Source organism: Gammaproteobacteria bacterium (genome assembly GCA_021647245.1).
Taxonomy (GTDB): Bacteria; Pseudomonadota; Gammaproteobacteria; order RBG-16-57-12; family RBG-16-57-12; genus JAFLJP01.
Genome location: JAKIVC010000005.1, coordinates 1 through 13,899, shown reverse-complemented (window position 1 = coordinate 13,899; position 13,899 = coordinate 1). Strand labels below are relative to the sequence as shown.

Here is a 13,899-nt window from a genome sequence, read left to right as displayed (position 1 = left end):
TTCACTGCAAAACCAATATCTTGCACCTCTATCCGGGGGTTAAATAAACACAAACCCCTTGTATTGAAAGGCAATATTTGTTATCAACAAGCAAGCATTATCACGGGGGATTACATGTCTAGAGATTATGATGAAAAACGCGACTTCTTTCGCATGACCGCGGATTGCCCGCTAAGCTTCAGCATTCACGGCAGTGAGGCGAACAATTCGGGGCAGTGCATCAACCTTAGTGCCGGTGGCATTCGGTTTCGTTCTGCCGTTAAATTGGAGCAAACCACACTGATTGATATTCACATCACACCTGAAAAGTCAGTGGTACCACCGCTGAAAGCAGTGATTGAAATTACACGCCGTGAGCCGTCAAGTGAAGATGGGCAATATGAGTATGCGGGCAGTATAAAACAGCTTTTATAACGTAATTACCAGCCAAAGCGGACGATATCACCGGGTTTAAGGGTGATTTCGTCTGATTCAACTTCTGCAACCGAAAATTGTGGCTGCACTGTTTTCACAACGACAGCCGCCAGTGGTCGCTCCTTGAAACCGAGATAACGGCCATTAACATCATCATACATCGCGCTGTTATCCAGTTGATAGGCCATTAAGGTGTCACCGACCGACATCAACGATGTGACTCCTGCATCCAGCGTAATATGACGCCCCTCAACCCGCAGTACTTTTGCCGAAAATGGAAGCATAGTTAAATCCTCAATGATCCGGCTAGCCAGCGAATCCAGCACACGATCCAATACGGCACCATACTCACCCACCAAGAAAGCAACGCTACCAAACACCACATTAGCATCCATATAACTTGCGCCGACCACACGTTCATTGACTCGATGTTTTGAAATCAGAGTACCTGAAAGCCCATCATACACCGCCACATCCAATACAATATGACGCACATCTCGCCACCACCCTGTCTGCACCCCCATATCCACAAGGGTACCGGTCACTAGAAACTGGCTGGATAACTCACCCGCCACCCGCCTCACAACATGTTGATAACTGACTCTCTCACCATCCAGGGTATGCTGACCCCGTTCAGCCACTCTAAAAGCAGTGGCATCACGGGCTAAAACCAAACCGGTATTTTCAAGGCGACGCTGTAGCTCCTGAGCCAGCTTTACTTCAATCATCGGCATATCAAAAATTTGCCGGCGATCCATAACATCAAACTGTGTTACCGATATTTTTTTACGATAACGTGCCGCATTACTCGGCAGACGTAGTTTCTCTTCAACCACTTGCGCCCGAATCCGCACATAATAGAGTCCTTCTTGCTGCCACTCTTTAATAACCACAACATCTTTTACCAGCCCCGCCGCGCTCACCCGTGCGCTATCAATAGCCATCACATTGGCACTGACCATGCTGGCACTATCAACCAAAGCCATGGTTTGCAGTTGAGCCTGCCGAATCGCCTGCCGAATCGCCTCTTCACGCGCCTTACCCTTGGCACCCTTTTCAATAAGCGCCACCCCCTGCGTCTCCACCAGCTTCGCATTAACGGGGAAAACGACCACAAACAACATCATCAACAGAGCAATACGTAGCAACATAGTAGCCCTCTCAATCTGCAAAATAGAAGTTGGCCTGACTGTGGGACTCGCTCACCACGTCTTCCACCGCCTCATGCTGCTGAACCTGCGTTGCCTGCTCCTCATAGGCCGTTTTGGGCAGCGCACTATAGCCCGACGGAACCGTCATCAAATCATTTCGGCTGGCCAATGCACGGTATAAAAAGTCACGACCTACCTCAACTTCAACAATCGCCTCATAATTACCATCTTTTTGCGGCATGATACTCAACACCTTGGCACCCACCACATAAGCATCCAGCAACACTTTAAACTGATCTTGCTCCAGCACCATTTCGCCGACGGTCGTGCCCCCCCAGATACGCAAACCATGAATACGTTCAGCCAGGGAGCGATACGCATCCAGTTTGGCTGCACGCATCGCCATCAGGCGGCGATTGCCCTCCGGATAATACTGTTTTGGTGGCGCACCCCAACCACGGGCAGTGATCACCAGGGTGTCGACCGGCCGGTTTTTTTCGTTTTGATAAAAAGATTTGGGTTCCGCCAACTCAGCAGCGGTGGAGGCCGGCGCTGTTTCATCAGTCGGTTTAGTGGTTGATTGCGAGCACCCCACCACTAAAGAGACCACTAAACCCATCAACAACATCTGCTTTATCGAATTTGTCATATCACGCTCCCACGCGTTGTCACCCGTTGCAAGTATCCTGCGTAACTACTCACCCTGACGCAGAACAGTGCAATAAATGTTCCAACCACCCGAAAATTCTGTGGCATAAATTATGCTAGTATTTCACTACATTTTCACAGCAGACAATCGAAATGAACTACTCAATACCACTCACATCACTTGTCGCCTTTATTGCACTCATAGCAAGCACCGCAGGCTGGGCTTCAACTACAAGCAGCAGCTGTTACCAACAGCTCGATCTTGAGATGCCAGAAAACAACATCAACAGCGCCCTCTATATATTCATCGACCAAACCATGCCCCTCAACAGCCGCATGCGCAGCAACCTGAACACTCTACTCTCGACTCACCCTAAAAGCGGAGAACAAGTGCGTGTCGCACGCTTTTCACCCAATATTAAGGGGCAATATACCGAGCTTAGCTACGAAGGATCTCTGGACAGCAAACCCAGCGAGGCCTATCTCTATCAACTAAAAGAGAGCCAGAAAGAGGCACTTAAAGCCTGCATAAACAGACAAAAAACAGAAGAAAAGCAAGCACTAACAAGGGCTATTAAACGTAATTTAGAGCTTATCAATACTCAATTACCACGCACCGATCTACTGTATGCACTGAAACGCCTGAGTGAAACCGTATTGATAAATGACACGATTGACGACAAGACGGTTTTAATTATCTCTGATGGGCTGGAGAACAGTGAAGTAAGCAGCTTTTATCGTCGTCGCAGCATTGCCACGATTAACAGTGAGAAAGAGATGTCGAAAGTGATTAAACACCAACTACTCGCAGATTGGCACGGTGCCAAAGTCTATATGTTTGGCCTCGGAAACATTAAAGATGAGCGTAAATACATCAAACCAAGCCAACTGGAATCATTGAAAAAGTTCTGGAACAGCTACTTGACAGCGGGTGGCGCGACAGTAAAAGAGCTGGGAACACCCGCGCTACTCACCCGCCAGCTATAAAGCGGCAATATCTTACCCTAGGAAATGGCAATAGCATGCCTAATCCTCGGGGCGTTTTTTTATAACAAAGTGAAACACATCTTGCTTCTCCCAGCTCTCGAGCAACGCGTGTCCGGTTACTTTACAAAAAGCCGGAAAGTCTTTTAAGGCCCCCACATCCGTCGCTGTCACGAGTATCACCTGGCCTGCTGCCAACTTCGCTAATGCTTTCTTACTGCGCAAAATAGGCAACGGACATTGCAAGCCACACAGATCGAGCTCTAAATCATACCTCACGCTGTTTCCCCCACAACAAATGCCAAAATGAGTTCCATTATACTGTTTAGAGAGGAACTTTCAGCCAATAATCCCCTCTGATAATTGATGAGAAATAACGTTATACTGAGTTACGCACCCCTCAAAACGACTCGATACCATTGATGCCGACACGACTCATATTACTGCTATTTTTTTCACTCACTGCGTGGGCTGATGGTACGTTAACCATTCCCGATATTGGCAACTCAGCCGATTCATCGCTCTCATTAAAAGAGGAACAGAGGCTTGGCGGTCAATTTATGCGCCAGATGCGTGGCACCGCTGACCTGCTCGATGCCCCGGAAATAGAAGCCTACATTCAGTCACTTGGAGAGCAGCTGGTCTCCTACCTGGATGAAGCACCCTATCGTTACACTTTCTTCGTGGTCAACTCTGCGCAAATTAACGCCTTTGCCGTACCCGGTGGTTATATTGGCATCAACGCCGGGCTGATTATCGCAGCGGATAATGAGAGTGAATTAGCCTCCGTACTGGCCCATGAAATTGCCCACGTGTCGCAACGCCATATCAGCCGTGCGATGGAAGGAAGCAGTGGCGCCAACCTTGCCACCATCGCCTCTATTCTTGCCGCCATAGCACTCTCCAGCCAAGGGGGTGATGCGAGCCTTGCGGCGTTGAGTGTGGGTATGGCCACCAGCCAGCAATCACGCATCAACTACACCCGCACCCACGAGAAAGAGGCTGACCGTATCGGCATTCAGCTTCTGGCGGGTGCTCATTACGACCCCCAGGGCATGGCGCGTTTTTTTGAAAAACTTCATAAAGAGAGTCGCTACTATCAGAGCGGTTTACCCGAAATATTAATGACACACCCAGTCACACTTAACCGTATTTCTGATGCTAAAAACAGAGCGGCCCAATACTCGCAGCAAGGTAAAGAAGGCATTGCCGACAAACCCGCATTCCAATACTTTCGCGCCAAGGTGCGGGTATTGAACAGCAACAAGCAGCAACAGCTTGAGCAACAGACACGCACACTATTCAACAAGCACCCTCTACCCGAGCTTGCCTACCAACTCGCCTTGCTAGAGAGTTACAACGGCAAAGCGGCACAAGCTGAAACACGGTTACGCAAACTTATCCAGCAACAAGGGGAACACCCCTGGTTAACCGTAGCACTTGCAGGGAGCCTGCAACGACAGCAAAAAAACAGCCAGGCCCTCACACTGTATAAACAAGCACTGCTGATCTACCCCGGCAATAAAGCACTAACACTCAACTATGCCGAGCAGCTACTCAAGCAAAACGCAGCCGATGAAGCCTTTAATTTGCTAAAAATATATCTACGCACTCATCACCAACTGACACCAAGAGTCCACCAGCTGTATGCCCAAGCTGCAAGCCAGCTAGGCAATCGCGTTGACGCCTCATCGGCGCTGGCTGAATACTTCTACCTTCGTGGCCAAAGTGTCGTTGCTGTACAGCACCTGGAAGAGGCGATAAAAGCGGCCAACAATCAACCCTATCGCCTGCCCAAACTAAAACAGCGCAGAGATGAAATTAAAAAAGTCGCTCTGAGCGAGCAAGCCAAAACACACTAGCAAAACCTGGAGGTAGCACATGTCAAACGAAGAAGATATCTCACCAACAGAAAGGCTGGAGAAGGAAGGTGTCTCCTTTATCAAAATACTGGTCATCAGTAAGATCGTTATTATCGCAGTAGTCGGTGCGGTAGCGTGGTGGTGGTTAAAAGACATTTAGCACTTCGTGTCGATAAAAATGACTCGACCATCGCCTTGAATGGGATAAAACACCATTAATTCTACGTCTTTAAATCTTACAAATTGACTTTGATCAATAGATACCGCCTAATCAGAGGGTATACTTTAATTTCACGCTATTCAGTATTGATATATAAAGTAAAACTCACTGATAAAACTGGCACAAGAAGGTATAGATATGATTGATTTTAATGAAGTGCCCAAGGTCGCTGTAGATTTCATGAATGCAGATCATGAAGAAGCAACGCACATCACCAATTCGTTACAAACACTGGTGGGGGCTGCTGACAATGGCGAGGTTAATCCGCAGGGTATCAGCGATACACTTGAGGAGCTTCTAACCCACTGCCGAGAACACTTCGCCCGCGAAGAGGCCCAGATGCAGAAAATCAACTTCCCCCCGTTTCACATTCATCAAAGTGAGCATCAACGGGTATTAGATGAGATGGCTCAAGTACTTGAAAATTGGCGTAAACACGAAGATATAGCAACGCTAAAACAGTACACACTCGAGATTCTTCCCGAGTGGTTTGTGGGTCATATTGAAAGTATGGATAGCGTGACAGCGATGTTTATCGCACGCGCTGGTGGACCGTTCGAGCTATAGCTGCCAACCAGTCACGGTAGGCACGTATAGCAAACGGGGTTAGCGTCACGGGTTTAATCCTCTGCGGCAGATTTTTTCTCTTTATCGCAAGGCTTTTCGTCATCCGACTCCCCTTTTTTGTCACATGGCTCATCACCTAAAGCAGCAGCGGCCTTTTTGTCACATGGCTCATCGCCTAAAGCGGCGGCGGCCTTTTTGTCGCACGGCTCATCACCTAAAGCGGCGGCGGCCTTTTTGTCGCACGGCTCATCACCTAAAGCAGCAGCGGCCTTTTTGTCGCACGGCTCTTTACCAGGCTTTTCTCCGTCTTGACGATTATCTGACTCACTCGCACTATAGTAATCACTCTTTTCGTCTGGCTCCGCCATGCTCAGCAACGGCCAAGCTGATAAACCCACAACCGCCAACAGCGTCACTAGCTTCATTGAAATACGCATTCAAACTGATCCTTTTTGGTAATTTAGAAGAGATATAAACCATTCACTTGCCAAGTACAATAGTCACACCACAAGAAAGTGGTTAAGATTGCCTCTATGTGAGCTTTTCACGATTCATATTGTGCAGGGGCCCCATTATTAAACTAATCGGAGTAAGACCTAAAAATGTTCGGTCTGTTCAAAGCAAAAAAACTGCTAGATGAAGGCACCACCCAATGGCTCTTTGATAGCTTCAATTGGGCACTGGATAATTTTGATGCGCAACTGTTTCAGCAGCAGACATCACTGGTGTTGGCTAATGATCAATTTTTCCCTGACAGAGCCACTTCACCAGATGAGACAGCCAATGCGCTATTACAGCGAGTGTTGCAGTATAGCGCAATGCAGCAGTGGCCATGCCGGGCACGCCCTGCCGACCCTCAAAGTGAGATTGCTCCGACCCCTCACATTCAGATTAAAAATGCACTGCGCGGCCCCAATGCGGAGATCAGCGTTGAAGGGGATGGGTGGATTGATATCCCCTACGATCCACAGGCGTTACGCCAACCGGATGCTCTGATCGCCGCACTGGCACAAAATCTTGCGGTACTGCTTGGGCGTGCCATTCCGACCCCACCACCCGGTGGTGAAGAGTTGCGTGGCCCTGCCACCGACCTGCTCACTATCTTTCTCGGTTTTGGCCTTTTTATTACCAATAACGCCTTTAATATTCAACGGGGTGGTTGCGGTAGCTGCCGTGTGCCATCCGTTCAGTTGATGGGGGAGCTAACAGAAGAGCAGATGTGTTATGCCCTTGCGATATTTTGCCATCTAAAGGGAGTTGATAACCAGGAGCTACTTCCCCACCTGAAAAAGAGCCTGCGCAAGCTGTTTAAGCAAGCACGAAAAGAGATTCTGCATCAGCCCCACGAACTGGCTCGTTTAACGGCAAACAGAGCGCTCCTCGAAAGGTAATTATGAAACGAGGGGAGCCTGTGCTCTTCACTCGTTTACCAACGAAAATAGCGGATCAATATCAACGGGATGGTGCCTACATGATCGGCTTGAGGAGCAGTGAACGCCCTGTCATCTGCTCGGGGATCGGCAGGCCCATGAGATGCAGAACGGTGGGCGCTACCGAGCTTAAACCACCCACGCAGCTGAGTTGCCAGGGGTGTTTGTCCAGAATCAGGCAGGGAACTGGGTAGAGGGTGTGTTGGGTGTGCGGTTCGCCGGTGATGGGGTCGACCATCTCTTCACAGTTACCGTGGTCGGCTGTCAGTAGAACCGAGTAGCTTTCGCTCTCTGCAGTGTTTAAAACACGACCAACCTGCTGGTCCATCGCTTCTACTGCTTTTAATATCGCCTTGCGTTTACCGGTGTGTCCTACCATGTCGCCGTTGGCGAAGTTGACTACAATCAGAGCGTATCTCTTGCGCTGCATCGCTTCAATGACCGCATCAGCAACCTTTTTAGCGTTCATTTCCGGGGCCAGGTCGTAGGTTGCCACATCGGGGGATGGGATAATCTCCCGCTCCTCTCCATTAAAGGCATCGCCACGGCCACCGTTTAAAAAGTAGGTTACATGAGCATATTTTTCTGTTTCGGCACAGTGAAACTGCTGCAAATCGGCACGGCTCACGACTCCACCCAGTGTCTGTTTCGGGTGCTCTTGTTCAAAGGCGAAGGGCAGCTTGTACCACTCATCATACTCGGTCATGCAGCTCACTTTGGGCGGATGGTATTGACCTCGGTCAAACGCATCAAAGTCTGGCTTAAAGAGTGCACGGGTTAATTGCCGTACTCTATCTTTGCGGTAGTTAAAAAGGATCACATGATCATCGGATGAGACAGACTGTGCTGCGGGCAGTGCGGTCGGCAATATAAATTCGTCATTAATACCTTTTGCATATGCCTGTTCAATCACTGCCGAGGCACTCTCCCCCTGCTCACCGCGACCTTGCACTATCGCCTGCCAAGCGAGTGCGGTACGCTCCCAACGATTATCTCTATCCATGGCATAGTAGCGCCCCGAGATGGTTGCGATGGCTCCGTCGCTGTTTTGCAGCGCGTCTTCTAGCTCATTGACATAGCGATGTGCTGATTGGGGCGAAGTATCACGGCCATCACAGAACATATGAACCAGCGGTACTACCTGGTGGCGGCGGCATAACTCAATTAACGCTTTTAAGTGACGAATGTGACTGTGAACACCGCCATCGGAAACCAGCCCCATCAAGTGAAGTGGGCGACCAGCACTTTTAGCTTGCTCAACGGCGGCGAGCAGCACTGGGTTATTGAAAAAGTAGCCGTTATTGATGGCATCATCGATATAGACCAAGTCTTGGCGCACAATATCACCGCAGCCGATGGTGAGGTGCCCTACTTCGGAGTTTCCCATCTGACCATCTGGCAAGCCCACGGCCGGGCCTGATGCCTGCAACAGGGTGTGTGGATAACGGCTAAAGTAGTCATCCAAACAGGGCGTAGAGGCCTCTACAACCGCATTATTGAGGCCAGCTGGGTTGGTTCCAAAACCATCCAGAATCATCAAAACAACAGGGCGACGAGGGGCTGACATGTTAATTCTCTCCTTAATTAACTCACCGTGAGGGGCAAGCGCTGGCAATGTTTGCAACTGAATGGGGTCAACGAATCAGTAGCACAGAGTAATCCATCGGTTGCTGTTCACTTTGCTTTATCGATATACGATCTACCCGCTGCCACTCTTTGCCGGACAACAGGGGTTCCAGCTCTACCAGTGCGGGCTCATAATCAGCCGTTGAGCGTGGAAAACAGATCAATGGCAGGCACTGTTCACGCAGCCCAGTAACGGTTCCAAACCACAGCTTTTTCGCGCCTGGCTCTAGCTGAACAGTCGTTGGCCAGAGTCGTAACACCCATAGTGGGGCCGTTGATGCGTGTTTACTCACATTAGGGCGAATCAGCAACAACGCCTGCTGCTGTCCATTGTGAAACTGGGGGAGTACTGGCAGCTCTACCAACTGAGGGTGAGGCAGCAACCAGCGTAACACACCACTTGCGGTGACTGGCTCGGGCGCATACCACCCTTGGGCTTCCAACTGCTGGCGCAGTGAGGTGAGTTCACCAAGCCACTGAATATTCAACGGCTGCTTCTGCTCCCCTTCCAAGTCGATACGGAATGCCGGGCTCTCTCTCCAGGCGCTCCGCCACCACTCATCTTCGGCAACCAGCTGAATGCTCTGCGGCACGGCATATCGCACCAAGTCATCAGCCATTTTTGCATTCACATGCCAACTGCCTGCCATCAGAAAAACCAGCAGCGCCACAACCGGCACCCCACTCACATCGCCCCTACGGCGCAAGTGATAGTGGCGGGCGATGGCTAACAGACTAATCCAGGCGGCTCCGAGGCCGATTCCTCCCAGCACATCCGCTAACCAGTGAGCACCCAAGTAGAGCCGGGAAAAACCAATCCCCGCCACCAGCAGCGCAGCAGCGGCATAGGGCAACCAGCGGCGGCTATCGGGCAGTGTCTGTGCCGCCAGCATCGCCAGATAGCCGTAAACTACGATACTCAAGGTTGCATGGGCACTGGGGAAGCTGTAGGCATTCGCCCCTGAGTACATGGCGACAGGCCGTGGAAAGTGGTAACTGTATTTAAACAGCGCCACCGCCAAGGCGGCAAAACCTACCGCTGCCAGCCAGTAAAGCGCCTCTCGCCACGCCCTTTTCCACACCATCCACAACAGCACGCTGATCACGAGTGTGAGTATCATTACCCCATCACCCAACGCACTGAAAATCACCATCAGCTGGTCACCCAGCGGAGTGCGTAAGCTTTGTAATAGTATATAGAGTGACTCTCCCGCAGGTACCAGAGAGTCTCCTGTCATCACATTTCCCGAAACCCAGAGAAACAACCCGCTGCCACCCAGTAGTATCGCCAACCATACGAGTAGCGCACCTAAAACGGGCTTATCAGCATCCAGCAGATCCGCCACAATCCACGCCCCCGTTGGATGGATCCGTCCCTGGGAGAGGCACTTTTCAGCCCACCGTTGCCCCCGTTTTTTTAGAAACAGGTAAATGACATGTACCATTTTTATAATCACCCACACGGCAAGCAGCGCCGCCCCAAGCAGCACCGCCAGCCGCCCGGCGACCTCTCCAGCCAAAGCCAGCGAAGCACCAAAGGCCATTCCTAACAGTAGATAGAGGGGTGCCCACGCCAGGGCAGAGAAAATATTGGCCAGAAAAAAATGGGGAGCCGGCATCATCATCATGCCGGCCATCATCGGAACCACCGGCCTTACTGGCCCGACAAAGCGGGCGATAAAAACACTTTTACCACCGTGGCGACTGAAAAATGCTTCACCCCGTAATAACAGCGCCGGATGACGATTGAAGGGCCACCATTGGCGGATTTTCTCATTATAACGATACCCAAGCCAGTAGCTCAGGCCATCACCCAATACAGCACCCGCCACCGCCAACAGAAAGGTGGGCCAAAAGCCCATGGCACCCGCCGCAATCAATGCACCCGCACCCAACATCATCACCGCCCCCGGCACCACCCAGCCGACAATGGCCAGTGACTCGGCGCAGGCAACCAGCAACACCGCAAGACCCGCCCAATGGGGGTTGGCGCTCACCCAACTGAGCAGTTGATGGATCAGGTCAGTCACACAGTCCCTTAAATTGAGTCACTATCCTCGGGGATAATGAGTTACAAAATGGTATTTGTCAGTCACCTGGGTTACAGCGCGTGTCAGGGTAAACTGTCACGCCGTCATCACACTGTAACAGGCCGACACTCTTGATTTGCACATAGCAGTGGCTCGCCACTTTGAGCTGCAACCTTTCAAATGATTTTAAGGTGATACGGGATAACAGTAGCGGTGATGCGTGGTCACCACCGGCACTCAGTTGCAATATCAGTTGTCCCTGGTTCACCTCCGACACCGCTTCGATTACCATCGGCCAAATATTTTGAATACTGCTGTCAACGGCGGGTTTAAGTGTGATGCTGACATCCTTGGCTGGGATATGCACACGAATCTCATCACCCACTTTTCGGTTTACTCGCTTTACCCATAACTCACCACAGCTGCACTGCAAACGACTAAGGTGGTAATCGTCATCATGCTGCATCACTTTGGCTATCATCACCTCACCCGCCTCCTCGCCATGGCGGGCAGCCAGATCAAAGCGCCCCATCACCTGACAAAGCGAGCCTTCGGCCCGCACCTTGCCCTGCTCTATCCACACCATGTAGTCTGCCAGGCGGCTCAGCTCTTTTTGTGAATGGCTGACGTATATCACCGGTATTGCCAGCTCATCATGCAGCCGTTCAAGGTAGGGCAAAACCTCCTGCTTGCTGCGCTCATCCAGTGCCGAGAGTGGCTCATCCATTAACAATAACCTTGGGCTGGTCAGTAGCGCACGGGCAATAGCAACGCGCTGCTGTTCGCCACCTGAGAGGTGCGTAACGGCCCTTTTTAACAGATAACCAATCCCCAGCATCTGCACCACATCATCTGCTTTCATAACGCGCACATGTGGTTTTAGCCGCTTCATGCCAAACTCAATATTCTGCTGTACATTCAGATGAGCAAAAAGATTACTCTCCTGAAAGACATAACCAACGGGGCGCTTATGGGGTGGGGTGAAAAGAGCATCCATCGTCTGCCACGGCTCGCCATCAACCGAAAGTGAACCATCAATTTCTGGCTCTAACCCCGCAATACAGCGCAGCAGTGTGGTTTTACCCGAGCCCGAATCACCAAACAGCGCACTGACCCCCTGGCCGGGCAGTGTAAAGCGAGCATCCAGCTGAAACTCGCCACGCGCCGCTTTGAAATGAGCATGAATCACTCGGCTCATCGGCTACGCACCTCGGTACGACGATTCATATAAAAGAGCGTCAACAACACCACAAAAGAGAACAGCACCATACCGGCTGAGAGAATATGCGCCTGACCATACTCCAGCATTTCGACATGATCATAGATGGCAATCGACAACACTTGTGTTTCACCGGGAATATTGCCACCGATCATCAATATCACACCAAACTCGCCAATGGTGTGGGCAAAGCAGAGGACAATTCCGGTGATAAACCCAGGGCGCGCCAGTGGCACCACAACACTCATAAAGGTATCGAACGGTGACGCTCTTAGCGTGGCCGCAATTTCCAGTGGTTTTTTGCCTAGATTTTCAAAGGCATTTTGTAGCGGCTGAACCATGAAAGGCAGTGAATAAAAGATAGAGGCGACCACCAAACCGGCAAAGGTAAAGGGCAAAGTATCCAGCCCAAGCCGCTGCATAAACTGCCCCACCGCGCCTTGTGGGCCGAGCAGTAGCAACAGATAAAAACCTAAAACAGTCGAGGGCAGCACCAATGGTAATGCAATAATCGCGGCAATCGGTTGTTTAAAGAAAGAGCGGGTTTGTGACAACCACCAAGCCAGTGGTGTGCCGATCAGCAACAACAGAACCGTTGTCACGCTCGCCAGCTTAAGACTTAACCAGACCGGCTGCCAATCCATCTCCATGGTTAAGCGGCCCCTGAATAAGTCAGCTTGAATTCAAGCTGATTAATTGAAAACAACCCGGCTCTTGCTCCAGGCCAGAATATGAACATGTATGGTTTAATCATGGCGATTTAAAGGCTCCTGACTACTCAATGGGGTGGTTAACCCATCATACCCAGAATCCATAATAATCTGTTTTGCCACGTCACTGCGTAGATAATCAACAAAGGCGATAGCCACCGGATGATGCTCCGCACGTTTTAGCCATACCGCCTGCTGTTCAATAGGAGTATAGAAGTCACCTGGCACATGCCATATGGCACCTCTCAGGGGTTTACTCGCATCAACAACCTGTGCTTTTGCTACAAAGCCCAGCTGCGCATTGCCGCTGTAAATAAATTGATACGCCTGGGCGATATTCTCCCCTCTCACCGTTCGTTTTAAAAAGCGCCTGCTCAGCCCAAACTGCTCCAGCACCTCCATCGCCGCAGCACCGTAGGGCGCTATCTTAGGATTGGCCATCGAGAGGTAAGAGAAGCCCCCTTGCCGCAACTGCTGCAAGGCCTCATCTGGGGAGCGAGCATCCGGTGCCCAGAGTACCAGCCTGCCTATGGCGTAGGTAAAACGCTGATCAGGAACAACCCACCCCAGGCTTTCCAGGCGACGAGGGCGTAGCGTATCAGCGGATAAAAAGATATCGTATGGCGCACCATGGGTAATCTGCGCAAACAGCTTGCCACTCGAGGCATAACTGCTACTGACCCGATAGCCACTCTGCAACTCAAACTGTGAAACCAATTTCTGCATCGCTGAAGCAAAGTTGGAGGCAACCGCAACGTGCAGCTTCTCCGCAGCGTATAACGGGCCGCTTAACAGACTGAGCAGACAAAAATAGAGCAGCACTCTCATGGGCACCTCCAATAATCTCCAGGTAAAATTCGCAACGATATGTAAAGACTCGTTTCACAGTGAAATAAGAACAGGAATCACACCCTAGACTTTATGTATTAACTCGCCACCAGCTTAATTATCCATAATATGGATTGTTGGCGAGTAAACACATAAAGTCCGATGGTATTAGACAATCATTATTCCAGAAAAAAAGACTTCTGGAATAAT

At 50.6% G+C, this 13,899-nt stretch carries 15 protein-coding genes; 6 read left to right on the top strand and 9 right to left on the bottom strand.

The features are described from left to right. Positions 1-114: 114 nt before the first annotated feature. The gene (locus L3J94_02415) at positions 115-414 is read left to right on the top strand and encodes a PilZ domain-containing protein (protein MCF6217611.1); all 300 of its coding nucleotides are present in this window, start codon (positions 115-117) and stop codon (positions 412-414) included. A gap of 5 nt (positions 415-419) precedes the next feature. Here L3J94_02415 and L3J94_02410 read toward each other — a convergent pair whose 3' ends face one another. Next, the gene (locus L3J94_02410) at positions 420-1,565 is read right to left on the bottom strand and encodes a flagellar assembly protein T N-terminal domain-containing protein (GenBank protein MCF6217610.1); all 1,146 of its coding nucleotides are present in this window, start codon (positions 1,563-1,565) and stop codon (positions 420-422) included. A gap of 10 nt (positions 1,566-1,575) precedes the next feature. After that, positions 1,576-2,214, bottom strand: coding sequence for an LPP20 family lipoprotein (locus L3J94_02405; protein ID MCF6217609.1), 639 nt, complete (start codon positions 2,212-2,214; stop codon positions 1,576-1,578). Between the two features lie 152 nt (positions 2,215-2,366). Here L3J94_02405 and L3J94_02400 point away from each other — a divergent pair, with 152 nt between their 5' ends. Further along, positions 2,367-3,200 carry a hypothetical protein gene (locus L3J94_02400; protein ID MCF6217608.1) on the top strand — a complete coding sequence of 278 codons (834 nt, stop codon included), beginning with the start codon at positions 2,367-2,369 and terminating at the stop codon, positions 3,198-3,200. 39 nt (positions 3,201-3,239) lie between these two features. Here the strand turns inward: L3J94_02400 and L3J94_02395 are convergent, their stop codons facing one another. Further along, positions 3,240-3,476 carry a sulfurtransferase TusA family protein gene (locus tag L3J94_02395; GenBank protein ID MCF6217607.1) on the bottom strand — a complete coding sequence of 79 codons (237 nt, stop codon included), beginning with the start codon at positions 3,474-3,476 and terminating at the stop codon, positions 3,240-3,242. 143 nt (positions 3,477-3,619) lie between these two features. Here L3J94_02395 and L3J94_02390 point away from each other — a divergent pair, with 143 nt between their 5' ends. From L3J94_02390 to L3J94_02380, 3 genes are all read left to right on the top strand, one after another. Continuing rightward, positions 3,620-5,059 (top strand): M48 family metalloprotease, encoded by a 1,440-nt coding sequence (locus tag L3J94_02390; GenBank protein MCF6217606.1) that lies wholly within the window; start codon positions 3,620-3,622, stop codon positions 5,057-5,059. Positions 5,060-5,078: 19 nt separating this feature from the next. Beyond that, positions 5,079-5,219: a hypothetical protein gene (locus tag L3J94_02385; GenBank protein ID MCF6217605.1), complete on the top strand. Its 141-nt coding sequence runs from the start codon at positions 5,079-5,081 to the stop codon at positions 5,217-5,219. Between the two features lie 198 nt (positions 5,220-5,417). Then, positions 5,418-5,846: a hemerythrin family protein gene (locus tag L3J94_02380; GenBank protein ID MCF6217604.1), complete on the top strand. Its 429-nt coding sequence runs from the start codon at positions 5,418-5,420 to the stop codon at positions 5,844-5,846. Positions 5,847-5,899: 53 nt separating this feature from the next. On the opposite strand, the gene L3J94_02375 is transcribed toward L3J94_02380, so the two are convergent. After that, complete coding sequence (locus L3J94_02375) at positions 5,900-6,283, bottom strand: hypothetical protein (protein MCF6217603.1); 384 nt, start codon at positions 6,281-6,283, stop codon at positions 5,900-5,902. Between the two features lie 165 nt (positions 6,284-6,448). Between L3J94_02375 and L3J94_02370 the strand changes: the two genes are divergently transcribed. Beyond that, entirely contained in the window at positions 6,449-7,237 is a 789-nt protein-coding gene (locus tag L3J94_02370; GenBank protein ID MCF6217602.1) for a hypothetical protein, read from the top strand. 76 nt (positions 7,238-7,313) lie between these two features. Here the strand turns inward: L3J94_02370 and gpmI are convergent, their stop codons facing one another. The 5 genes from gpmI to modA all read right to left on the bottom strand — a co-directional run bounded on the left by gpmI (position 7,314) and on the right by modA (position 13,689). Next, positions 7,314-8,843, bottom strand: coding sequence for a 2,3-bisphosphoglycerate-independent phosphoglycerate mutase (gene gpmI, locus L3J94_02365; GenBank protein ID MCF6217601.1), 1,530 nt, complete (start codon positions 8,841-8,843; stop codon positions 7,314-7,316). A gap of 67 nt (positions 8,844-8,910) precedes the next feature. Further along, a complete protein-coding gene (locus L3J94_02360; protein MCF6217600.1) occupies positions 8,911-10,932 on the bottom strand; it encodes a VTT domain-containing protein in 2,022 nt (673 codons plus the stop codon). A 58-nt stretch (positions 10,933-10,990) separates the two neighbouring features. Further along, positions 10,991-12,130: a molybdenum ABC transporter ATP-binding protein gene (gene modC, locus L3J94_02355; protein ID MCF6217599.1), complete on the bottom strand. Its 1,140-nt coding sequence runs from the start codon at positions 12,128-12,130 to the stop codon at positions 10,991-10,993. Then, positions 12,127-12,801 carry a molybdate ABC transporter permease subunit gene (modB, locus tag L3J94_02350; protein MCF6217598.1) on the bottom strand — a complete coding sequence of 225 codons (675 nt, stop codon included), beginning with the start codon at positions 12,799-12,801 and terminating at the stop codon, positions 12,127-12,129. The genes modC and modB overlap by 4 nt, the downstream gene beginning before the upstream one ends. A gap of 96 nt (positions 12,802-12,897) precedes the next feature. After that, a complete protein-coding gene (gene modA / locus L3J94_02345) occupies positions 12,898-13,689 on the bottom strand; it encodes a molybdate ABC transporter substrate-binding protein (protein ID MCF6217597.1) in 792 nt (263 codons plus the stop codon). Positions 13,690-13,899: the final 210 nt, after the last annotated feature.